18 protein-coding genes and 1 tRNA gene are annotated in these 21,158 nt (G+C 69.1%); 14 read left to right on the top strand and 5 right to left on the bottom strand.

Translation table 11 applies throughout. From position 1 onward, the window contains the following. The first annotated feature begins 3 nt into the window (after positions 1–3). The 9 genes from ACFYP5_RS12880 (at position 4) to ACFYP5_RS12920 (ending at position 9,491) form a co-directional block, all read left to right on the top strand. The gene (locus ACFYP5_RS12880; protein ID WP_389034285.1) at positions 4–819 is read left to right on the top strand and encodes an MlaE family ABC transporter permease; all 816 of its coding nucleotides are present in this window, start codon (positions 4–6) and stop codon (positions 817–819) included. Between the two features lie 5 nt (positions 820–824). After that, positions 825–2,069, top strand: coding sequence for an MCE family protein (locus ACFYP5_RS12885; RefSeq protein ID WP_389034288.1), 1,245 nt, complete (start codon positions 825–827; stop codon positions 2,067–2,069). Further along, positions 2,066–3,130 carry an MCE family protein gene (locus ACFYP5_RS12890; RefSeq protein ID WP_389034290.1) on the top strand — a complete coding sequence of 355 codons (1,065 nt, stop codon included), beginning with the start codon at positions 2,066–2,068 and terminating at the stop codon, positions 3,128–3,130. Before ACFYP5_RS12885 ends, ACFYP5_RS12890 begins: the two co-directional genes overlap by 4 nt. Positions 3,131–3,411: 281 nt before the next feature. Next, entirely contained in the window at positions 3,412–4,392 is a 981-nt protein-coding gene (locus tag ACFYP5_RS12895) for an MCE family protein (protein WP_389034489.1), read from the top strand. A 17-nt stretch (positions 4,393–4,409) separates the two neighbouring features. Next, positions 4,410–5,513 carry an MCE family protein gene (locus ACFYP5_RS12900; RefSeq protein WP_389034490.1) on the top strand — a complete coding sequence of 368 codons (1,104 nt, stop codon included), beginning with the start codon at positions 4,410–4,412 and terminating at the stop codon, positions 5,511–5,513. Then, entirely contained in the window at positions 5,510–6,793 is a 1,284-nt protein-coding gene (locus tag ACFYP5_RS12905; protein WP_389034293.1) for an MCE family protein, read from the top strand. Before ACFYP5_RS12900 ends, ACFYP5_RS12905 begins: the two co-directional genes overlap by 4 nt. Continuing rightward, positions 6,790–8,067, top strand: a complete 1,278-nt coding sequence (locus ACFYP5_RS12910) for an MCE family protein (RefSeq protein ID WP_389034296.1) — start codon at positions 6,790–6,792, stop codon at positions 8,065–8,067. Before ACFYP5_RS12905 ends, ACFYP5_RS12910 begins: the two co-directional genes overlap by 4 nt. Continuing rightward, positions 8,034–8,570, top strand: a complete 537-nt coding sequence (locus ACFYP5_RS12915; protein ID WP_389034299.1) for a hypothetical protein — start codon at positions 8,034–8,036, stop codon at positions 8,568–8,570. Before ACFYP5_RS12910 ends, ACFYP5_RS12915 begins: the two co-directional genes overlap by 34 nt. Before the next feature lie 54 nt (positions 8,571–8,624). Continuing rightward, the gene (locus ACFYP5_RS12920; protein WP_389034302.1) at positions 8,625–9,491 is read left to right on the top strand and encodes a hypothetical protein; all 867 of its coding nucleotides are present in this window, start codon (positions 8,625–8,627) and stop codon (positions 9,489–9,491) included. A gap of 226 nt (positions 9,492–9,717) precedes the next feature. Here the strand turns inward: ACFYP5_RS12920 and ACFYP5_RS12925 are convergent. Beyond that, positions 9,718–9,791 (bottom strand) — tRNA-Pro (locus ACFYP5_RS12925). A gap of 128 nt (positions 9,792–9,919) precedes the next feature. On the opposite strand from ACFYP5_RS12925, the gene ACFYP5_RS12930 reads away from it, so the two are divergent. The 4 genes from ACFYP5_RS12930 (at position 9,920) to ACFYP5_RS12945 (ending at position 16,229) form a co-directional block, all read left to right on the top strand. Beyond that, positions 9,920–10,621, top strand: a complete 702-nt coding sequence (locus tag ACFYP5_RS12930; RefSeq protein WP_389034304.1) for a transketolase — start codon at positions 9,920–9,922, stop codon at positions 10,619–10,621. A gap of 58 nt (positions 10,622–10,679) precedes the next feature. Then, positions 10,680–11,582: a transketolase family protein gene (locus tag ACFYP5_RS12935; RefSeq protein ID WP_389034307.1), complete on the top strand. Its 903-nt coding sequence runs from the start codon at positions 10,680–10,682 to the stop codon at positions 11,580–11,582. 242 nt (positions 11,583–11,824) lie between these two features. Next, positions 11,825–15,343 carry a ThuA domain-containing protein gene (locus ACFYP5_RS12940; RefSeq protein WP_389034310.1) on the top strand — a complete coding sequence of 1,173 codons (3,519 nt, stop codon included), beginning with the start codon at positions 11,825–11,827 and terminating at the stop codon, positions 15,341–15,343. A gap of 28 nt (positions 15,344–15,371) precedes the next feature. Next, positions 15,372–16,229 (top strand): sugar phosphate isomerase/epimerase family protein, encoded by an 858-nt coding sequence (locus ACFYP5_RS12945; RefSeq protein ID WP_389034312.1) that lies wholly within the window; start codon positions 15,372–15,374, stop codon positions 16,227–16,229. A gap of 63 nt (positions 16,230–16,292) precedes the next feature. Here ACFYP5_RS12945 and ACFYP5_RS12950 read toward each other — a convergent pair whose 3' ends face one another. Continuing rightward, positions 16,293–17,240, bottom strand: coding sequence for an NAD-dependent epimerase/dehydratase family protein (locus ACFYP5_RS12950; protein ID WP_389034315.1), 948 nt, complete (start codon positions 17,238–17,240; stop codon positions 16,293–16,295). Between the two features lie 130 nt (positions 17,241–17,370). Between ACFYP5_RS12950 and ACFYP5_RS12955 the strand changes: the two genes are divergently transcribed. Beyond that, a complete protein-coding gene (locus ACFYP5_RS12955) occupies positions 17,371–18,096 on the top strand; it encodes a TetR/AcrR family transcriptional regulator (RefSeq protein ID WP_389034318.1) in 726 nt (241 codons plus the stop codon). Positions 18,097–18,304: 208 nt separating this feature from the next. Here the strand turns inward: ACFYP5_RS12955 and ACFYP5_RS12960 are convergent, their stop codons facing one another. The 3 genes from ACFYP5_RS12960 to ACFYP5_RS12970 are packed head-to-tail and all read right to left on the bottom strand — an operon-like array spanning position 18,305 to position 21,078. After that, on the bottom strand, positions 18,305–19,147 hold the full coding sequence (locus ACFYP5_RS12960; protein ID WP_389034320.1) for an ABC transporter ATP-binding protein: 843 nt from the start codon (positions 19,145–19,147) through the stop codon (positions 18,305–18,307). Beyond that, positions 19,144–20,163, bottom strand: a complete 1,020-nt coding sequence (locus tag ACFYP5_RS12965; protein WP_389034323.1) for an ABC transporter substrate-binding protein — start codon at positions 20,161–20,163, stop codon at positions 19,144–19,146. The genes ACFYP5_RS12960 and ACFYP5_RS12965 overlap by 4 nt, the downstream gene beginning before the upstream one ends. Before the next feature lie 51 nt (positions 20,164–20,214). Then, a complete protein-coding gene (locus ACFYP5_RS12970) occupies positions 20,215–21,078 on the bottom strand; it encodes an ABC transporter permease (RefSeq protein ID WP_389034326.1) in 864 nt (287 codons plus the stop codon). Positions 21,079–21,158: the final 80 nt, after the last annotated feature.

The following is a 21,158-nucleotide window of genomic DNA, read 5'->3' on the forward strand; positions in this document are numbered from 1 at the left end:
CCGATGCGACTTCTCCAGCGGCCCTTGCGCTCTCTCGAAGATCTCGGCGCCCAACTGGCCTTCTATGGCCGCTCGTTGGCGTGGACGGGCCGTACCCTGCGCCGCTACAAGAAGGAGATCCTGCGGCTGCTCGCCGAGGTGAGCTTCGGGCGCGGGGCGCTGGCCGTCGTCGGCGGTACGGTCGGTGTCATCGCCTTCCTGTCGTTCTTCACCGGCACGGAGGTGGGCCTGCAGGGGTACGCCGCGCTCAACCAGCTCGGCACCTCCAACTTCGTGGCGTTCCTCTCGGCGTACTTCAACACCCGCGAGATCGCCCCGCTGGTGGCCGGGCTCGCCCTGTCCGCGACGGTCGGCGCCGGGTTCACGGCGCAGCTCGGCGCAATGCGGATCAGCGAGGAGACCGACGCCCTCGAAGTCATGGGGGTCCCCTCGCTGCCGTTCCTGGTGACCACCCGGATGATCGCCGGTTTCGTCGCGGTGATCCCGCTGTACGTGGTCGGGCTGCTGTCGTCGTACTTTGCCGCCCGCATCATCACCACCGGCTATTACGGGCAGTCGGCGGGCACCTACGACCACTACTTCCAGCAGTACCTGCCGCCGGTCGACGTGCTGTGGTCCTTCGGCAAGGTGCTCGTCTTCGCCGTCCTCATCATCCTGGTGCACTGCTTCTACGGCTACTACGCGAGCGGCGGCCCTGCGGGCGTCGGCGTCGCCGTGGGACGTGCCGTGCGCACGTCGATCGTCGCGATCAACGTCCTGGACTTCTTCCTGTCGCTCGCAATCTGGGGCGCCAACACGACCGTACGGATTGCGGGGTGAGCCGTATGAGGGCTACGAGGGTGCTGAGACTGCGGTTGTACGGCGTCGTGTTCCTCGCTGTGCTCGTTTTGCTGCTGTCCCTGTCCGTCGCCGTGTACCAGCAGGCGTTCACCCCGGCCGTACGGATCACTCTGGAGGCCGGCAGCCTCGGCAACCAGCTCGATCCGCGGGCCGACGTCAAGCTGCGCGGGCTGCTGGTCGGCGAGGTGCGCGCGGTGCGCGCCGACGGGACGAAGGCGACGCTCGACATCGCGCTCAAGCCGGAGTACGCCGCGTCCATCCCGTCCGACGTGCGCGCGCTCCTGCTGCCCAAGACGCTGTTCGGCGAGAAGTACGTCGACCTGGTCGCGCCCGCGCACCGGTCGGCCCGGTCCATTCGCGCCGGAGATGTCATCACCCAGGACCGCACACGCGTCGGCATCGAGCTCCAGCAGCTGATGAACGACCTGTTGCCGCTGCTGCGGACCGTGCGGCCCGGCAAGCTCAATGCCACGCTCTCCGCTTTCGCCACCGCCCTCGAAGGGCGCGGCGACCGGATCGGCGACAACCTCACGCGCGTGGAGGACTATCTGCACCGCCTCAACCCTCATCTGCCCTCCCTCACCGAGGACTTCGCACGCCTGGCCGACGTCGCCGAGGTGTATGGCGACGCGGCGCCGGACCTGATGGACATCCTGCGCAACACGGTCACCACCAGCCGCACGGTGGTCGAGCAGCGGGACCGGCTCGCGGCCGCGCTCACCACGACGGCCACGGCGGCGGGCACCGCGGACGACTTCCTCGACGCGAACGGCGACCGGCTGATCACCCTGGGCCGGGTCTCCCGCCCCACGCTCAGCCTCTTCGCCCGCTACTCGCCCGAGTACCCCTGCCTCCTCGCCGGCCTGGTCCGCCAGGAGCGGGCGTCCGAGGAGGCGTTCCGGCGCGGCAAGATGCACATCACGCTCGAAGTCGTCCGCCAGCAAGGCGCGTACGAACCAGGTGAGTATCCCCGCTACGCCGACCGGTCGGGGCCGAACTGCCGCGGCCTGCCCCATCCCCCGGTGCCCGCACCCGGGGTCCACCTCAACGACGGTTCGGCGACGGGACATCCGTCGGGTCCGGCCGGCGTCACCGCCACCTCGGCCGAGCAGCGCGCCGTCGGCTCCCTCGTGGCGCCCGTCCTGGGCGTACCCGCCGATGAGGTGCCGCCGGTCGCGACCCTGCTGTTCGGACCGATGGCGCGCGGGACGGCGGTGAGCGTCGCATGAACACACCGAACACGCCGGCGCCCACGAGGATGCCGGGGGCCCAGCAGACGGCCGCCCCGCTCATCAAGTTCAGCCTCTTCGCCCTGGTGACGATCCTGGCGACGGCTCTGCTCGCCGCCACCATCGTCAACATCTCCTTTGCCCCGGAGCACACGTACCGCGCGGTGTTCAGCGATGTGACGGGCCTTGAGCAGGGCGACGACATCCGGGTGGCCGGGGTGCGGGTCGGCGAGGTCGAGGGCATCCGGATCAAGGACCGGACGCTGGCGGAGGTCACCTTCACCGTCGGCGCGGACCGTCCGCTCCTGAAAAGCACCGGCGCGGTCGTCCGCTACCGGAACCTGGTCGGACAGCGTTACGTGGCCCTGACGCAGGGCGCGGGAGACAGCACCCGGCTGAAGCCCGGCGCGGCGATCCCGCTGTCGCGCACGCGGCCCGCGCTGGACCTCAACGCGCTGCTGAACGGCTTCAAGCCTCTTTTCGCCGCGCTCAGTCCGCAGGACGTCAACCAGCTCGCCACCGAGATCATCCGGACACTCCAGGGTGAGGGCGGCACCGTCAAAAGCCTGCTCGCGCACACGGCTTCACTCGCCACGACCCTGGCCGGCCGCGACCAGCTGATCGGCTCTGTGATCGACAACCTCAACACCGTGCTGGAGACGCTGGACAAGCGCGGCGCCCGCTTCTCCGGGCTGCTCAAGCAGCTGCGGCGGCTCGTCTCGGGACTGTCCGCCGACCGCAAGTCCATCGGGCAGTCGATAGTGAGCATCGGCGACCTGACGGACGCCACCTCGGGGCTGCTCAAGGACGCGCGTCCGCCCCTGAAGGACGACATCGCCGGGCTGACCGATCTCACCGGAACGCTGAACAAGAACGAGAAGACCGTGGAGGGCGTGCTGAATCGGCTGCCGAACAAGCTCACCGAGCTGACAGGGACGGCGTCCTACGGCTCGTGGTTCAACTTCTACCTCTGCGACTTCGACGGCCGGATCGTGCTGCCGAAGACAAAGCCGGTGCTCACACCCGGCCTGCACGTGGCAAGAGCGAGGTGCGGCGCGTGATGAAGCACTTCATTGCGCGCGGGCCGCGTCAGCGCCGCCCGGAGCCGCTGGTCAAGGTCCGCATCGACCCGCCCAAGCTCCCGAAGATACGGCCCCTGCCGCGCCGGGCACCCCGCCCACCCCGCCCGGAACCCCTGGTGAAAGTCCGCATCGACCCGCCCAAACTCCCCAAAATACGGCCCCTGCCGCGCCGGGCACCCCGCCCACCCCGCCCGGAACCCCTGGTGAAAGTCCGCATCGACCCGCCCAAGCTCCCGAAGATACGGATACACCGCCCGCGCCTGACCCCGTTCCGCGAGCGCAATCCGGTGGTGATCGGAGCCGTGGGTCTGACCGTCCTCGCGCTCCTTGCCGTGGCCGCGTTCAACGCCGACAGCCTGCCGCTGATCGGCGACGGCAAGACGTACAGCGCCGCCTTCTCGGAGGCGGGCGGTCTCAAGCCCGGCGACGAGGTGCGGATCGCCGGCGTCAAGGTCGGCAGGGTCGAGGACGTCGATCTGGACGGTGGCCACGTCAAGGTCACCTTCAAGATCAAGGGCGATCCGGAGTTCGGCACCGGGACCGGCGCCTCGATCCGGGTCAAGACGATCCTCGGCGCCAAGTACCTCGCGCTGCACCCCAAGGGGCTGGGGCAGTTGAAGCCCGGCAGCGAGATACCCCTGAAGCGGACCGTTCCGGCGTACGACGTCGTGCAGGCGTTCAGCGATCTCACCACCACGACGGAGAAGGTCGACACCGGCCGGCTCGCGAAGGCCCTGGACACCCTCTCCACCACCTTCGAGGACTCGCCGGCCGAGATACGGGCGTCCATCAAGGGCCTGTCGAAGATCTCCCGGACGGTCGCCTCGCGCGACAAGGCGCTGGGCGAACTCCTCGACCACGCGAACGGTGTCACGGGCGTGCTGGCCGAGCACTCCGAGGACTTCTCCGCGCTGGTCAAGGACGGCGACAAACTGTTCAAGGAGATCAGCAAGCGGCGCACGGCGATCCACAAGCTGCTGAAGAGCTCCGTCGCGCTGGGCATCGAGCTGTCCGGCCTGGTCGACGACAACAGCAAGGAGATGGGGCCAGCGCTCAAAGGCCTGAACCTTGTGGTGCGGATGCTCGAAAAGAACCAGTCAAGCCTCGACCGGAGCGTCAAGCTGCTCGCGCCCTATGTGCGGGTCTTCAGCAACACCCTCGGCAACGGCCGCTGGTTCGACAGCTACATCCAGAACCTGGTCGCCGCTCCGGTGGTGCCGCGCACGGGAGGCGTGCAGTGAAGCACTTGAAGAGGCGCATGGCCGTGGTCACCGCGCTCGCCCTCGTCGCCGCTCTCAGCCAGGTGCTGTGGCCGCGCTCCGAACCCGTGCGCGTCACCGCGTACTTCCCTCGCACCGTCGGTATCTACCCCGGTTCGGACATCCGTGTCCTCGGCGTCCGGATCGGCGAGGTCGAGAAGATCACGCCGCAGGGCGACCGGGTGCGGGTGGAGATGGCGTACGACGAGGGCCGCAAGGTCCCTGCGGACGCGAGGGCCGCGATCATCAACTCATCGGTGGTCAGCGACCGTTACGTGCAGCTGCTGCCGGTCTACCGCGACGGTCCGGTGATGCGGGACGGCGCTGTCATCCCCGAGAAACGGACGGCCGTCCCCGTCGAGCTGGACCGCATCTTCGACAGTCTGCACACGACGGCCGACGCCCTCGGCCCCAAGGGCGCCAACAGGGATGGCTCGCTGTCGCGGCTGCTCGGGGTGAGCGCGGACACCCTCGACGGCCAGGGCGAGAACCTCAACCGGACGGTCAAGGACCTCTCGCAGGCCGTCACCACGCTGTCCGACGGCCGCGGGGACCTCTTCGGCACGGTACGGAACCTGCAGGTGTTCACGGCGGCGCTGGCCGCCGACGACAAGAGCGTGCGGTCGTTCAACACCAGCCTCAGCAAGGTCGCGGAACAGCTCGCGGGCGAGCGCAAGGACCTCGCGGACGCGCTGCGGAACCTGGCGACGGCGCTCGGCGACGTGTCGGACTTCGTGAAGAAGAACAAGAAGTCGCTGACCTCGGACGTGAAGGGCCTGGGCAAGGTGACCAAGGTGCTCGTGACCCAACAGGCGGCGCTGAAGGAGCTGTTGGAGGTTGCTCCGACGGGTCTGTCGAACCTGAACAACGCCTACAACCCCTCCGCGGGCACCCTCGACACCCGCAACAACGCGCAGCAGGCCCAGGATCCGGCCTCACTGCTGTGCTCCGTGCTGAGGACGACCGGCGACGAAGGCGGCAAGAACCCCGACTGCAAGACGCTGAAGAAACTGTTCGACTCCCTACCGAAGACGCCGCGGGGCTCCGCGGTGACGGGAACGGTCGACCGGACCCTCGGCGGAATTCTGGGGGCGAGCGCATGAGCGCACTGCGCAGAGCCGGAGCTGTCGCGTGGGCCGCGGCCGGCTCGCTGCTGCTGTCCGGCTGCGAGTTCAACGGCTGGTACGACGTCCAGCTGCCCGGCAGAGCTGCCGCCGACGGCCACGCGTACCACGTCACCGTCGAGTTCCGCGATGTCCTCGACCTGGTGCCGCAGTCGGCGGTGAAGGTCAACGACGTCACCGTGGGCGCGGTCGAGCAGGTGGGTCTTGACGGCTGGCACGCGCGCGTACGACTGCGGGTCGCCGGCTCGGTGAAGCTGCCCGCCAACGCGGTCGCCGAACTGCGGCAGACCAGCATGCTCGGCGAGAAGTACGTCGCGCTGTCCGCCCCGCCCGGCACGGCCCCCGTGGGCCGGCTCGGCGACGGCGATCGCATCCCGTTGTCCCGCAGCGGCCGCAACCCGGAGATCGAAGAGGTGCTGTCCGCGCTGTCCGCACTGCTCAACGGCGGCGGGGTGGCTCAGCTCAAGACGATCACCGTGGAGCTGAACAAGGCCCTGGAGGGCCGGGAGAACCGGGTCAGGTCGCTGCTCAAGGAGCTGAACGCGTTCATCGGCGGCCTTGACGACCAGCGTGCGGACATCGTCCGCGCCCTCAAGGCCGTCGACCGGCTTGCGGGACGGCTCGGGAAGGAGAAGAAGACGATCGCCCGGGCCGTCGACACGATGCCGCCCGCCCTGAAGGTCCTCGCCGACCAGCGGCACGATCTGACGAAGATGCTCACCGCCCTGTCGAAGCTGGGCAAGAAGGGCACCAAGGTGGTCAACGCCTCGCACGACGACACGGTCGCTGACCTCAAAGCACTGCGGCCGATCCTCCAGCAGTTGGACAAGGCGGGCGACGATCTGCCCAACTCCCTGGAACTGCTCACGACTTACCCATTCCCGCGCAACGCGTCGGACGCCGTCAAGGGCGACTACGTCAACCTCCATCTCACCGCCGATCTCGATCTGTCGGACCTCTACGGGAACGCGACGGGCGGGTCCGGTGGGTCCGGCAAGGGCAACGGTGACTCCCCAGGGCCCCAGGCCCCCGGTCTGCCGGACCTCCCGGATGTGCCGGACCTGCCGCACGTCCCGACGCCCACCGCGCTGCCGAGCGCACCGGGTGTGCCGTCCCCCTCGGTCCCTTCGGCCCCGTCGGGCGGCGGCGGTCCGTTGTGCCCGCCGGTGTGCACCAGCAGCTACACCACCCCGGGCGAGCTGCCCCAGGGGATCGACCTCGCGCTCGCGGAGCTGATGCTGATGGGGGTTCAGCCGTGATCACACGTATGGTCAAGGTCCAACTGCTCGCCTTCGCCACGGTCACCGCCGTCGGGGTGTCGTACGTCGGCGCCCAGTACACCGGCCTGGTGGACGCCGTTCTGGGCCGCGGCTACACCGTGCGGGCCGACTTCGCCGACTCCGGGGGCATCTTCCCCGGCGCCGAGGTCACCTACCGCGGGGTGCCGGTGGGCCGCGTCCGCACACTGCGGCTGGCCGGCTCGGACGGCGTCTCGGTCGCCCTCGACATCAAGGACGGCGCGCCGCGCATCCCGGCGGACACCCTCGCCGTGGTGGCGAACCGTTCGGCGGTCGGCGAGCAGTACGTAGATCTGCAGCCGCGCACTTCCCACGGCCCGTACCTCCTCGACGGCGGCACCATCCCGCGCGCCAGTACCCGCGTGCCGCTGCCCACCACAGAGCTCGTCCTCAGCCTGGACCGGCTGGTGAACTCGGTCGGCAAGGACGATCTGCGGGTCAGCGTCGACGAGTTGGGCAAGGCCTTCTCCGGCACAGGACCGAATCTGAGCCGCCTGGTCGACTCGGGCAACGCGCTCGTCAAGTCGGCGTCCGACTCACTGCCCCAGACGATCTCGCTCATCGAGGACTCTCGGACGGTCCTCAAGACGCAGGCCGACCAGGGCTCGTCCATCAAGTCGTTCGCGCACGATCTGGCGGCGCTCAGCGCACAGCTGAAGTCGAGCGACGGGGACCTGCGCAAGCTGATCGGCAACGTGACACCGGCCGCGCAGCAGGTGAACTCGCTGTTGAAGTCCACCGGTCCACGGCTGTCGGTCCTGCTGGCCAATCTGATCAGCGGCGGCCAGGTCACGCTGGCCCGCCTGCCCGGCGTGGAGCAGTCCCTGGTCACGTTTCCCGCTCTGGTCTCGGGCAGCTACACGGTCCTCCCGGGCGACGGCACCAGCCACTTCGGACTGGTGGTGAACGCCGACGACCCGCCGCCGTGCACCCAGGGGTACGGGACGACACGGCGCGACCCCTCGGACACCAGCATGCGCGAGGCGAACACCGACGCGCGCTGCGCGGCCCCGCGCGGAAGCAAGACGTCGGTGCGGGGCGCGCAGAACGCCCCCGGCGCGTCCGCCGCTTCCGGCCGGGCGAACCAGACGGCGTACGTCACGCCGTACGACCTGGAGACCGGCACCGCGACCGGCCCGGACGGAAGGCCCGTCGAGATCGGCTCGACGGGCGGCCAGCAGAACGTATTCGGAAAGGAGTCGTGGCAATGGCTGCTCGTCGGACCGATGGCATGAGCAAGGCCCTTCCGGTCCTGGCCCTGTCGGGCAGGACCTGGGCGGCGGGACTCGTCGTGGCGACCGTCCTCACCACCGCGCTGACCATCTGGCTCAGCCTCCGCCTCTACGACCAGCGCGAGACGGAGCAGCGGCGCCAGGACCTCCTGGCCGCGGCCCGCCAGTCGGCGCTGAACTTCACCTCGCTCGACTACCGGCACTACGGCCGGGACAGCGCGAACGTCCTCGAAGGCGCCACCGGCGACTTCAAGAAGCAGTTCGCCGCACAGACCGAGGAACTGACCAAACTCGTCGCCGAGAACCGGTCCATGTCCGAGGGCCAGATCCTCGAAGCCGGCATCGTCCGCTCCGACGAACGCTCGGCCCGCGTCCTGGTGGTCGCCGACAGCAAGGTGACCAACACCGCCACACCCAAGGGCGAGGCGCGCACCTATCGGCTGCAGCTCGACCTCGTGTACCAGGACGGCCGCTGGCTGACCTCCGACGTCGAGTTCGTCGGCTGACCGCCCCCTCTCTCCGTACCACCCCTTCCGTACCAGCCCATGAGGAGCAACACCGTGGCGAAGACGACCAATCGGAGCCGTGGCTCCGGTTCCAGCGCCCGGCGCACCATGACCGCGGCCGCACGCGCGGCGACCAAGCGCGCGGAGCGCGGCCACCACAGGCCGGGTCCTGCGGCCACCGACGAGGAGGCTCCCGAGCAACGATTCAGGGCAGCGGGCGCCGGGCGCACCCTCCTCATCGAGGCCCCTGACGAGGGCGGCTGGGACGACCCGCCGGAGCCCTCGCCGGAATCCCTCAGGGAGGGCCTGTCACAAAAGTCACGGGAAGAACAGGAAGAGCAGGAGGAGCGGGAGGAGCGGGAGGAGCAAGAAGAGGACGAGCCCGGCCCCGGCACGCCGCCGCGGCGCGGCCGGCGACGGCCGTTCACCGTAGTCCTGTGCGTCCTGCTCGTAGCGGGCCTGGTCGCGGCCGCCGTCCTCGGGTGGCGATACCGGGAGGGCGCGCAGGCCGAACAGGCACGGGGGCAGGCACTCGCGGCCGCGCGGCAGGCGGCGCCTGTCGTGCTCTCGTACGACTACCGGCATCTGGACCGCGACTTCGCCGCGGCGCGCGCCCGGCTCACCGGGCACTTCCGTGACGAGTACGGAAAGACCACCACGAGGGTGGTCGGGCCGACTGCCAGGAAGTACCACGGAGTGGTGAAGGCGACGGTGGCGCAGCCCGCCGGGGACTCCGCCGCGGCCCCGGCGGCGTCCGTGATCTCTGCCTCGGCGGACCGGGCCGTGGTCCTCCTCTTCGTCAACCAGGTGACCACGAGCACCCAGGTCGCGGGCTCCCGCGTGGACCTGAACCGGGTGCGGATGACGCTGACGCGTACGGACGACGACGGCTGGAAGGTGAGCGCGCTCGACGCCCTCTGACATCGGCGTCCCCCAACCCCGGGAGTCCGGCGGGAGGGGCAGAGACGAGTGAACGCGCGGGCAAGGAATCGAATATGTGGCCAGCGGCTCGAGTGGGAGCAATCCGTTAAGGGGACTGGGAGGGAGCGTGCTCCCTCCCATCGCTCCCAGGGAGCGATCCCGGAAACAGAAAAAGGGCCGTTATGAAAACGGCCCTTCACCTGCGACGTTCGATACGTTCGAACCGTCGGGACGACAGGATTTGAACCTGCGACCCCTTGACCCCCAGTCAAGTGCGCTACCAAGCTGCGCCACGTCCCGTTGCTCGCCTGACCTGGGCTTTTCCCCTGGCCGAACGCGCATGAGAACAATACCGCACTTGGGCCGGTGCTCACGAACACCTTTCGGCACTTGACCTCGACCAAACTTGAGGTTGAACGCTGTGACGCATGACGATCGAAACCGCCGCACCGACGCTCCCCTACCGCGACCTGAACCGCCTGATGAGCCTCATGACGGGCGACGAGAAACACGGGCCGGCGGCCACCTCGACCCTCGACGCGCTCTGGGTGCTGTACCACCGCGTGCTGCGCGTCACACCGGCCACGGTGGACGATCCGGAGCGCGACAGGTTCCTGCTCTCGAAGGGGCACGGGCCGATGGCGTACTACGCGGTCCTCGTCGCGCACGGCTTCTTCGACGAAGATCTGCTGCCGGGTTTCGGCGGGTACGACTCACCGTTGGGGCACCACCCGGACCGGCTGCTCGTCCCGGGCGCCGAGATCGGCAGCGGATCACTGGGACACGGGCTGCCGCTGGCCGTCGGCAGCGTACTCGGCCTGCGGGCGCAGGGGCTCACCGATCCACGGGTCTGGGTCCTGGTCGGGGACGCCGAGCTGGACGAGGGCAGCAACCACGAGGCGATCGCCTATGCCGGTCCGGCCGGTCTCGACCAGTTGCACACCCTGGTGATCGACAACGCCTCCGCGACCTACGGCCGGCCCGGCGGCATCGTGTCCCGGTTCGAAGCGGCCGGCTGGTCGGTGCGGACCGTGGACGGGCGCGACCACGAGGCGCTGTACGCGGCCTTCACCGAACCCCACCCCGGCCGGCCTCACGCGGTCATCGCCCACGTCGCCCCCAAGATCTGACGCCCGCGCCACGGCACACCAGCACATCCGCTCACCGGAACGAGGAGTACCACCTCTCATGGACACCATGCGTGAACGCTTCATCACCACCGCGGCCCGGCTCCTGGACGACGACCCCAGGCTGGCCGTCGTGCTGGCCGAGATCAGCCGCGACGGCTTCGACCGGGCCGAGCGCACCCATCCGGACCGGGTGATCAATGTCGGCATCCGGGAGCAGCTGCTGATCGGCGCCGGGGCCGGACTGGCACTGACCGGGATGCGGCCGATCATCCATACGTTCGCCCCCTTCCTGGTGGAGCGGCCGTTCGAGCAGGTGAAGCTCGACTTCGGGCATCAGGGCGTATCCGGGGTGCTGGTCAGCGCCGGAGGTTCGTACGACTGGCCGGCCGCGGGCATCACCCATATGGCGCCGGGCGATGTCGCCCTCATGGGCACCCTCGACGGCTGGACCGTGCAGGTCCCGGGCCACCCCGACGAGGCGGAGACCCTGCTGCGCCAGGCCGCCGCCGGGGAGGACCGGGTCTATCTGCGGCTCTCGCTCCAGCAGAACGAGCGGGCCCGGCCGGTCGGCGCCGGGTCCGGATTCACTCCGGTCCGGGAGGGGAGCCAAGGGGTGGTGGTCGCCGTCGGGCCCATGCTCGACAACGTGCTTGCAGCGACGGACGGCCTGGATGTCACGGTGCTGTACGCGACGACGGTGCGCCCGTTCGACGCGGCGGGGCTGCGACGGGCGGTCGGGGCGAGGGAGACGGCGGACGTGGTGATGGTGGAGCCGTACCTCGCCGGCACTTCGACGGGCGCGGCCAACGACGCACTCGCCGATCTGCCGCACCGGGTGCTGGGGCTGGGGGTCGGCAAGGCCGAACTGCGCCGTTACGGGCGGATGGATGAACAGCTCGCCGCGCACGGCCTGGATCCGCGCGGGCTACGGAAACGGATCGGCGGTTTCCTGACCCGCTGAGCCCGAGTGGAGGGACACCGCGCGGCCCTCAGCGGGATGCTGCCGTCGGCTCCTCAGCCGCTGAGGGGCCGGGCAGCGCGGCCCGGCCTCCCGCACCAGCCCCCACTCCCCGTCACAGCGAAGTCACAGAGAGCCCCTCCGACCCATTGACCCCGCGGATGACGTGAACCTAATCTGAACGGCGAACTCCAGAAAGCGCTTTCTACATCCCGCAGTCGGCATCTACCGCACAGGGAGCGCCCATGAGTCACCATCCGCCCCGCAGAAGTCCGCTGAGCAGACACCTGCTGAGCAGGCACACCTCGCGAGGATTACCTTCGCCTCTCCTCGCTCTCACCGCACTCCTGGCCCTGGTCCTCGGCCTGCTGGTGGCCTCGCCACCCCGCGCCCACGCGGCCCCCTTCCGGGTCCTGGTCTATTCCGAGGTCACCAACTTCAGACACGACTCGATCCCCGCGGGGGTCGACGCGATCAAGAAGCTCGGCGCGGAGAACGGCTTCGACGTGGAGGCCACCGACGATTCGGCGGTCTTCAACGACACGGATCTCGCCCGCTTCCAGGCCATCGTCTTCAACAACACCAACTCCACCCCGGAGACGGGTGACTTGCTGAGTGCCGACGAGCGGGCCGCCCTGCAGAAGTTCATACGTGGGGGCGGCGGCTGGGTCGGGTTGCATGCCGCGTCCGCCAGCGAGCGTGACTGGGACTGGTACGAGGGACTGGTCGGGGCGATCTTCGACCAGCATCCCGCCGTGCAGACCGGCCGGATCAAGGTCCTCGACCATGCGCACCCGTCCACCAAGGGCCTTCCGGACCTCTGGGAGCGCACGGAGGAGTGGTACAACTGGCGCACCAACCCGACCTCCAAGGTGCACACGCTCGCGCAGATCAAGGTACGCGACGGCATCACCGGCCTGGACGAGGGCGTGGACCATCCGTGGTCCTGGTGCCAGAACTACGACGGCGGACGCTCCTGGTTCACCGCGGGCGGCCATGCGGCGTCGGCCTTCCAGGAGGAGGGCTTCGTCAAGCATCTGCTGGGCGGCATCGAATGGGCGGCAGGTGCCGAGCCGGGTGACTGCACGGCGACCCGTACCGGTTCGTTCCAGCGCACCGCCCTGGCCACCAGCGATCTCGCCGACCCGTTCGAGCTGGCCGTCGCCCCCGACCGCCGGGTGTTCTTCGCCCAGCGCACCGGGAAGCTGAAGGTCATCGACCAGCAGACCATGAAGGTCACGACGGCACTGGACTTCGCGTACACGCCTGAAATGACCAGTCAGTCCGACGGGTTGCTCGGCCTCGCGCTCGATCCCGGCTTCGCCACGAACAACTGGATCTATCTCCTGCACTCCGACAAGACCGAGAAACAGCTCGACCTCTCCCGCTTCACCGTCACCGGCAACACGGTCGACCCGGCGTCGGAGAAGCGTCTGCTGACCATTCCGACTTGGCGGGGCGAGGGCAGGGCCAACTCCCATATGGCAGGTTCGCTCGCCTTCGACAAGGCCGGCAATCTGTACGCGGCGACGGGCGACAACACCGACCCGTTCGCCTCGGACGGCTTCAACCCGATCGACGAGAGCGAGGGCCGGCGCGCCTGGGACGCCCAGGGCACGGCGGGCAACACGAACGATCTCCGCGGCAAGATCCTGCGCATCACGCCCAAGGACGACGGCACGTACACCGTCCCGGACGGCAACCTCTTCGCGCCCGGCACGGAGAAGACGCGTCCGGAGATCTATGCGATGGGGATGCGCAACCCGTTCCGGATCACCACGGATCCGCTGAGCGGCGCGCTGATGGTCGCCGACTACGGTCCGGACGCCAAGGCCGCTGTCGCCGACCGCGGGCCCGAGGGCACGGTCGAGTACACCCGCATCACCAAGGCGGGGAACTTCGGCTGGCCGTACTGCGTCGGCAACAACACCCCGTTCAACGACTACGACTTCGCGGCGAAGAAGTCGGGCCCGAAGTTCGACTGTGCGGCGCTCGTCAACGATTCGCCCAACAACACGGGGCTGCGGGAGCTGCCGCCGGCCCAGCCGGCCACGGTCTGGTACGCCTACTCCGCGTCCGCCGAATTCCCGGAGCTCGGCACCGGCGGCGGTGGTCCGATGAGCGGTCCGGTCTACGACTACGACCCCGGCAACACGTACCGCACCAAGTTCCCCGAGTACTTCGAGGGGAAGTGGCTGACCTATGAGCTGACCCGCCAGTGGTTCAAGACGTTCTCGTTCCAGCAGAAGGACCAGACGTTCACCGATCCGCGGTTCGCTCCGGTCAAGGCCGGTGATCTCCAGTCGATCAACGGCGTCTTCGCCGACATGAAATGGAACCAGCCGTTCGATGCCGACTTCGGTCCCGACGGAGCGCTGTACGTCATCGACTTCGGGCTCGGCAGCGGCACCGGACGCGGCGGCAGCAACGAGGGGGCGGGCATCTACCGGATCGACTACGTCGGTGACGGCCGGCTGCCCAACGCGAAGATCACCGCGAGCCGGGACAGCGGTCCCGCGCCACTCACCGTCGCGTTCTCCAGCGCGGGGTCCGGAGTGCCGGAGGGCCAACAGGTCACCTATGCCTGGGACTTCGACGGCAACGGCACCACCGACTCGACGGAGCCGAACCCCTCGTACACGTACCGCACCAAGGGGCTCAGCACCGCACGCCTGACCGTCACCGGGCCTGGTGGTCTGACCGCGCAGGCCGTGCAGGACATCACCGTCGGCAACAGCAGGCCCGAGGTGACGATCAAGCAGCCGCCGAACGGGGGGATGTTCAGCTTCGGCGACACCATTGCGTTCACGGTCAAGGTGAAGGACAAGGAGGACGGGCGGAACGGGGCGCCGATCGACTGCTCCCGGGTGGTCGTACAGTCGCAGCTCGGCCATGACACCCATCTGCATCCGCTCGACAACTACACCGGCTGCACGGGCGAGATCGTCACGGACGCCGGGGACAGCCACGGCCCGGGACAGAACCTGTACTACGGGATCACCGCCCAGTACGAGGACAAGGGCGCCCCGGACGCCCCCGCGCTCACCGGCTCGACCTCGCTGACGCTGCGCACCACGTTCCGTGAGGCGGAGCACTACACGGCGACCGGCGGGGCGCACGACGGGGTGGTGGTCGCGAGCAGGACCGATGCCTCCGGCGGGAAGCGGCTGACGGAGATCGAGGACGGTGACTGGATCAGCTTCGATCCGGTGCATCTGAAGAACATCGACTCGGTGACGGTCGGCGCGGCCTCCGGCGGGATCGGTGGCACCGTGGAGTTCCGGTCCGGTTCCCCGACGGGCCCGCTGCTCGGCAAGGTGTCCGTTCCGAACACCGGTGACTGGGGCAAGGTCGTCTCACCGACGACGCCCCTGCAGAACCCCGGGAGCAGCGTGAAGCTGTACGCGGTGTTCAGCAATCCGGAGTGGTCGAGCGACAAGGCCGATCTGTTCGCGTTGGACTGGCTGCACTTCAACGGGCCCGGAGTCGAGAAGATGCCCGGTACGAAGGTCAAGGTGAAAGCGGCCCCCGCCACGGGCACGTCGCCGCTCCCCGTCGCGCTGAGCGGTGTGGTCGAGCCGGTCGCCGGGCGCACCATCACCTCGTACCACTGGGACTTCGGCGACAACGTGAAACCCACAGGCACGGAAGGCGCGACCGCGACACACACCTACGACCGCAAGGGTGCGTACACCGCACATCTGACCGTCACCGACGACAAGGGTGACACGAGCACCGGTTCCGTCCGCATCGACGTCAGCTGAGCGCGCGTCGACTGAGAGGAGAGACGACATGAACAGCACACGACGTGCGTTCCTCGGTACGGCTCTGGGAGCCGCCGCGGCCGCCGGTCTCGGTACGGCCCCGGCGTCCGCCGCCGGGTCCGGCCGCTGCCGCCGCATCCCGCCGTCCGGGATCGGCATGCACCTGTACACCATGCGCACACCGCTCGCGACGGACTTCCGGGGCACGCTGGAACGGCTCGCGGAGATCGGCTACGCCACGGTCGGGGTGAGCGGCCGCCACGGCAACAGTGCCGCCGACATCCGGCGGATGCTCGACGAGACACGGCTCAAGGCGGTCCTCGAGCATGTGGGGTACGACATCGTGAAGGGCGCCGGACTGCCGCAGGCGCTGGAGGACATCCATACGCTGGGCGGCAAGTGGATCGTCGTACCCAGTCTGCCGGGATCGCTGCACAGCCCGGCCGGATACCGGGAGGCGGCGCGCGAGTTCAACAAGGCGGGGCTGGCGGCCCGCGAGTCCGGTCTGAAGCTGCTGTACCACAATCACGGCACGGACCATCAGGTGGTGGACGGCGTCAGCCTGTACGACATCCTGCTCGCCGAGACCGATCCGGAACTCGTCGGCTTCGAGCTGGATCTGTACTGGGCGGCGAACGGGGGTGCCTCGGCGCCCGGTGAGCTGTTCGTACGCCATCCCCGGCGCTTCCCGGCGCTGCATGTGAAGGACATGGCACCGGACGGGGACTTCGCCGATGTCGGGTCGGGGGTGCTGGACTTCCCGGCCATGTTCGACACGGCGCGGCGGGGCGGGGTGAAGCAGTGGCTGGTGGAGCACGACTCGCCGGCTGATCCGTTCGCTTCGGCGCTCGCCAGCTACACGTATCTGTCGCGGCTGCGGTACTGAGCGGTCCGGCGCGCGGTACGGCCCCGGAGAGTGTTGCTCGATTCTCCGGGGCCGCTGCGGTGCTCAGTGGGCGGCGAGCAGCTGCTCGTACCAGGCGAGGGTCGCGTCCACCGTGGCCGGGAGCGGGTTCGGAGTGAGGCCGTAGGCCTTCTCGATGGCCGACGAGTCGACGATCTGCGGCTCGGTGTGCTGGTAGAACATCTCGGCGTACTCCGCCATGAAGACCTCGTCGAACGGCCCGACCGGGCGCGGCTCGTCGACGACGGTGATGTCGAGCGGACGGCCGGTGCGCTGCTCGATCATCGTGAAGATCTCCCGGGTGGTCAGCGCGGGTGCGGTCGGCAGGTGCCAGACCCGGCCGTCGCTGTCGGGGTGCGCGCCGAGGGTGGCGAGTCCGGCAGCCACGTCTGCGATGTACGTGTAGCTGTGCGGCAGGTCGATGTCGCCGAGGGCCGGCACCGCTCCCCCGGTCAGCGCGGCCGGGAAGACCGCGCCGCCCAGGGTGGAGTTGAGCACGCCGGGTCCGACGAAGTCGGCCGACCGGCCGAGCACGACGCGGAGCCGCCCCTCGTCGTGCGCCGCGAGATAGCGGGCGTCGAGTTCGGCGCGCATCCGGCCCTTGCGGGTCGTCGCGTTCCACGGTGAGTCCTCGGTCATCACGGCGCCGTGCGTCTCGCCGTACGGGTAGAGCGTGTCGAGTACGACGAGCCGCGCGCCGACCGCCTCGGCCACGGCGAGGACGGCCTCCTGGATCCGCGGCATGACGTCGACCTGGAGGTGGTAGCCGACGTTGACGCAGTGGTAGACGACCGCGGCGCCCTCGACCGCGGCGCGGGCGCCGTCCGCGGTGGCCACATCGGCGGCGAAGCGCTCGACACCTTCGATAGCCGCCCCGTTGCCTGCCCGGTCGACGAGCCGGACCGGGTGGCCGCGGCCGACGAGTTCACGGGCGAGCGTGGTGCCGGCCGGGCCTGCGCCGAGAACTACCTGGAGATCGCGTACTGCGGTCATGGCGTACCCCTCTACATTGCTGACGACTTCTTGCAACAGTTATAGACTGTAACTCTTGCGATGAGTCATAGTAAGAGCCGCTGTTAGACTGCGTAACAGAAGTGAACTTGACTAGCGAAAGGGGCCGGTGATGGTCCAAGCCCAACAGGGCCCGCGCGCCCGATACCGGGAGCAGACCCGGTCGGAGATCAAGGAAGCCGCCCTCCGGCAACTCGCCGAGGGGGGTGTCGCGGCGCTCGCACTGACCCGTATCGCCAAGGACATGGGACTGTCCGGCCCGGCGCTCTACCGCTACTTCGCCAACCGCGACGATCTGCTGAACGCGCTGATCAGTGACGCCTACGACGACGCCGCCGCCGCAATGGCCGCAGCGGCCACCCGCTCCACGGCCGCCTCACAGGGCCCGCGCGCGCACCTGCACTCACTCGCGGAGGCCTACCGGGCCTGGGCCGTCGCCGAGCCGCATCGCTACCTGCTGATCCAGGGCGCCCCGGTGCCGGGCTATGTCGCACCGGCCGACACGCTCGACCGGGCCAGGGCCGTGCTCGGACCGTTCCTGCCGGTCTTCGCAAACGGGTCGCCGGGGGCGGAAGTCGCCGGTGTGGTGGACCAGATGACGGCGTGGTCCGGGTCGGACGCGGCGGTGACCGGATGGGTGGCCGAGTACGTGCCGGCCGCCGCCGGCGACACCGCGATGACGGGTCAGTCCCTGGCCGGCGCCGTGCTCGCCTGGGCGCAAATGCACGGATCGGTCGGGCTCGAGGCGGCCGGCCAGTTCGCGGGCATGGGACACGGCGGCGGCACACTGCTGGCCGCGCAGACCGAGATGCTGGCGAACGCGTTCGCGCTGGCGTGAGGCCCGGGCCCGGGGGACGGGGACAGGCGCCCGGTGACCAAAGCGCAGGACGTTTCGTACAAGAACCAGGGCGCAGGCGCCTGCGCACGCGGACCCGGGCAACAGCACAGCCGCACGCAGAACCGGGCGACTGCGCCTGTGCACACGGGCCGAGGCGCCGGCACCCTCGCACGAAGGCCGGGGCGTCGACGCCCCGGCCCTTCCCTCGTCAGTCGTGCGCGGAGGCCGCCCCGAGCAGATCGCGGATGTGGGCGGCAGCGTCCCGGAACTCCGGGCGGCCGAGCGTCTCGGCGTACTCCCGTTCCGCGTCCAGTCCCACCTCGATGATCTCGGTGATGGTGCCCGGCCGTGGGCTCATCACCACCACCCGGTCCGCCAGATAGACCGCCTCCGATATCGAGTGGGTGACCAGCAGCACGGTGGTGCCGGTCTCCCGCCAGATGCGGTTGAGCTCCATGTTCATCTGCTCGCGGGTGAGGGCGTCCAGTGCGCCGAACGGCTCGTCCATCAGCAGGACGGGCGGTTCGTGCAGCAAGGCCCGGCACAGCGCGACCCGCTGCTGCATGCCACCGGACAACTCGTGCGGATAGGCGTCCTCGAAGCCGTCGAGCCCGGTCATCCGGATCAGTGCGTCGACCCGTTCGCGCGCCCGGGCCGCGGGCATCTTCCGGATCTCCGCCTGGAGCAGGATGTTGCGGCGTGCGGAACGCCACTCGAGGAGGGCGGCCCGCTGGAAGACGTAACCGATGTCGTGCCGTGGGCCCTTGACCTGTTCGCCACCGAGCCGGACCTCACCCGTGGACGGCTTCAGCAGTCCTGCGACCAGCTTGAGCAGGGTCGACTTGCCGCATCCGGACGGACCGACCAGGGCCACGAACTCGCCCGGCGCCACATCGAGCGAGACGTCGCGCAGGGCGGTGACATCACGGTTCCTGCCGCGGAACCGCACCGAGACGTCCGACACCCCGACCGCCGGAGTGACGGCGCCACGGTCGCCCGAGGACAGCGGGTCCCGCCCCAGGGGCTTCGCCTCCTGCTTGGGCATCGTCATCCCTTCAGCGCTGTCTTCGCGTCCCAGTACTCCCCGACGGCCTTCGGCTCGGCGACCATGCCCGCCTCGGCGAAGACATCGATGGTCTGCTGCCAGTCCGCCTCGCTGTTGACCCCGGGTGCCTTGCCCTCGGTCGACGCGGTGTGCAGCAGGGTGAGCGTGGTCTTGAACTGCTCCGCCAGCACGTTCTTCGGCGGCAGCTGCTCCGACGCCCCGTCCATCGCGGCAACCGCGGGGCCGGGCGCCTTCTCCGCGGCGGCCCACGCCTCGCTGACCGCCTGCACCATGCGCCCCGCGAGCTCCGACTTCGAAGCGAGAAGCTTCTGCCCGGCGAGCAGGCCGTTGGAGTAGAAGTTCAGCCCGTTCTCGGAGAAGCGGAGGTACGAGACGGGCTTCTTGGCCTTGTCCTGCATGGTGGGGCCCTGGTCGCTGGCGTATCCGAGCAGTCCGTCCGTCTTCCCCGAGATCACCGCGGCGATCTTGCCCGCGGGGTCGGTGTTCTGGACCTTCACGTCCGACTCGTCGATGTTGTTCTTCTTGAGGAAGATCGGGAACGTCTTGGAGAGCGCGTCCCCGGCCGTCCCGGCGATCGTCTTCCCCTTGAGATCGGCCGGTGACCCGATGCCCTTGGCGTCGAAGGACTGGACGGACGCGGGAGTGGTCTGGAGGAAGACACCGAGGCTCTTGACCTGCACCCCCTGGTCGACCGCGGCCAGCAGTGCCGGCGTGTCGGCCCAGCCGAAGTCGGTCTGCCCCGCAGCAGTCGCCTGCACCGTCTTCTGCGAGCCCTGGCCCGCCTGAATCGTCAGATCGATGCCGTGCTTCTCGAAGATCTTCTGCTGCTTGCCGTAGTAGAACGGCGCGTGTTCGCCGTATGGATACCAGTTGAGCGTCAGCGTGACCTTGTCCAGCTTCTTGCCCGATTCACTGGTGGTGGTCGACGCGTCGTTCCCGCCGCAGGCCGTGGCCAGCAGAACAAGAGGTACGACACCGATCAGGAGTCTGCGCGGGTGCATGGGCTGGCCCTTCTCGCGACGGGGTCCGTGACAGCAGTCAGTGGGTGGCGTTCAGTACGAGGTGGTGGCGGGTGCGTCCCGGCGGCTGGCGTGCCACGGGAGCAGGAGCTTCTCGGCGATCTCGACAGCGACGAACAGGACGACGCCGATCAGGGACATCACGAGCAGCCCGGCGAAGAGCATCGGGGTGTCGAGGTTGCCGTTGGCCTGGAGGATCACGTAGCCGAGCCCTTCGTTGGCGCCGACGAACTCACCGACGACCGCCCCTGTCACGGCCAGCGTGACCGCGACCTTGAGGCCGGAGAAGAGATGTGGGAGGGAAGCCGGGAAGCGGATCTTGAGGAAGGTCTGCCAGGGCTTGGCGCCCATCGTCGCCGACAGCTGCAACATCTCCGGGTCGACCGCCTTGAGACCGGTGACCATGGAGATCACCACGGGGAAGAACGCGATCAGGACGGCGATGAGGATCTTCGGTGCGATACCGAAGCCGAGCCAGACCACGAACAGCGGTGCGATGGCGATCTTGGGTACGACCTGGGCGAACAGCAGAATCGGGTAGAGCGTTCGCTCGACGGTCGAGGAGTACACCATGATCACGGCCGCCAGCACACCGACGGCCACCGCGATCACAAAGCCGAGCAGTGTCTCGTACGTGGTCACCCAGCTGTGCTGCCAGAGATAACTCGCCTTGCCAGTGAGGACATCGAGAGTCGCCTCCGGTGACGGTACAAGGTACGGCTCCACCAGCTCGGCCGCCGAGATCACCCACCAGACGACGAAGCAGGCCAGCAGCAGTGCGACGGGACGCCAGCTCTGCTCGGCCGCCCGCGCGAACCGCTCAGCTGCCGACGGTGCGGACCGCCGGGCAACTCCCGCCACTTCGGCGGGACTTTTGGCCAACGCGCTCTGGCTCACTTGAACTCCCTTTGCTTCGGCGGCAGTTATGGAGAGCTGCGCGATCTCGCGATGACGGAGAAGGCGCTTTCAGAAAGCGC

This window comes from Streptomyces sp. NPDC005262 (assembly GCF_042872425.1).
In the GTDB taxonomy this organism is placed as follows: Bacteria; Actinomycetota; Actinomycetes; order Streptomycetales; family Streptomycetaceae; genus Streptomyces.

Coding starts and splice junctions, on each gene's coding strand:
- ACFYP5_RS12885 (WP_389034288.1), top strand. CDS start 825: ATGAGGGCTACGAGGGTGCTGAGACTGCGGTTGTACGGCGTCGTGTTC.
- ACFYP5_RS12960 (WP_389034320.1), bottom strand. CDS start 19,147: ATGACGATGCCCAAGCAGGAGGCGAAGCCCCTGGGGCGGGACCCGCTG.
- ACFYP5_RS12950 (WP_389034315.1), bottom strand. CDS start 17,240: ATGACCGCAGTACGCGATCTCCAGGTAGTTCTCGGCGCAGGCCCGGCC.
- ACFYP5_RS12880 (WP_389034285.1), top strand. CDS start 4: ATGCGACTTCTCCAGCGGCCCTTGCGCTCTCTCGAAGATCTCGGCGCC.
- ACFYP5_RS12965 (WP_389034323.1), bottom strand. CDS start 20,163: ATGCACCCGCGCAGACTCCTGATCGGTGTCGTACCTCTTGTTCTGCTG.
- ACFYP5_RS12955 (WP_389034318.1), top strand. CDS start 17,371: ATGGTCCAAGCCCAACAGGGCCCGCGCGCCCGATACCGGGAGCAGACC.
- ACFYP5_RS12930 (WP_389034304.1), top strand. CDS start 9,920: ATGACGATCGAAACCGCCGCACCGACGCTCCCCTACCGCGACCTGAAC.
- ACFYP5_RS12890 (WP_389034290.1), top strand. CDS start 2,066: ATGAACACACCGAACACGCCGGCGCCCACGAGGATGCCGGGGGCCCAG.
- ACFYP5_RS12900 (WP_389034490.1), top strand. CDS start 4,410: ATGGCCGTGGTCACCGCGCTCGCCCTCGTCGCCGCTCTCAGCCAGGTG.
- ACFYP5_RS12905 (WP_389034293.1), top strand. CDS start 5,510: ATGAGCGCACTGCGCAGAGCCGGAGCTGTCGCGTGGGCCGCGGCCGGC.
- ACFYP5_RS12935 (WP_389034307.1), top strand. CDS start 10,680: ATGGACACCATGCGTGAACGCTTCATCACCACCGCGGCCCGGCTCCTG.
- ACFYP5_RS12940 (WP_389034310.1), top strand. CDS start 11,825: ATGAGTCACCATCCGCCCCGCAGAAGTCCGCTGAGCAGACACCTGCTG.
- ACFYP5_RS12945 (WP_389034312.1), top strand. CDS start 15,372: ATGAACAGCACACGACGTGCGTTCCTCGGTACGGCTCTGGGAGCCGCC.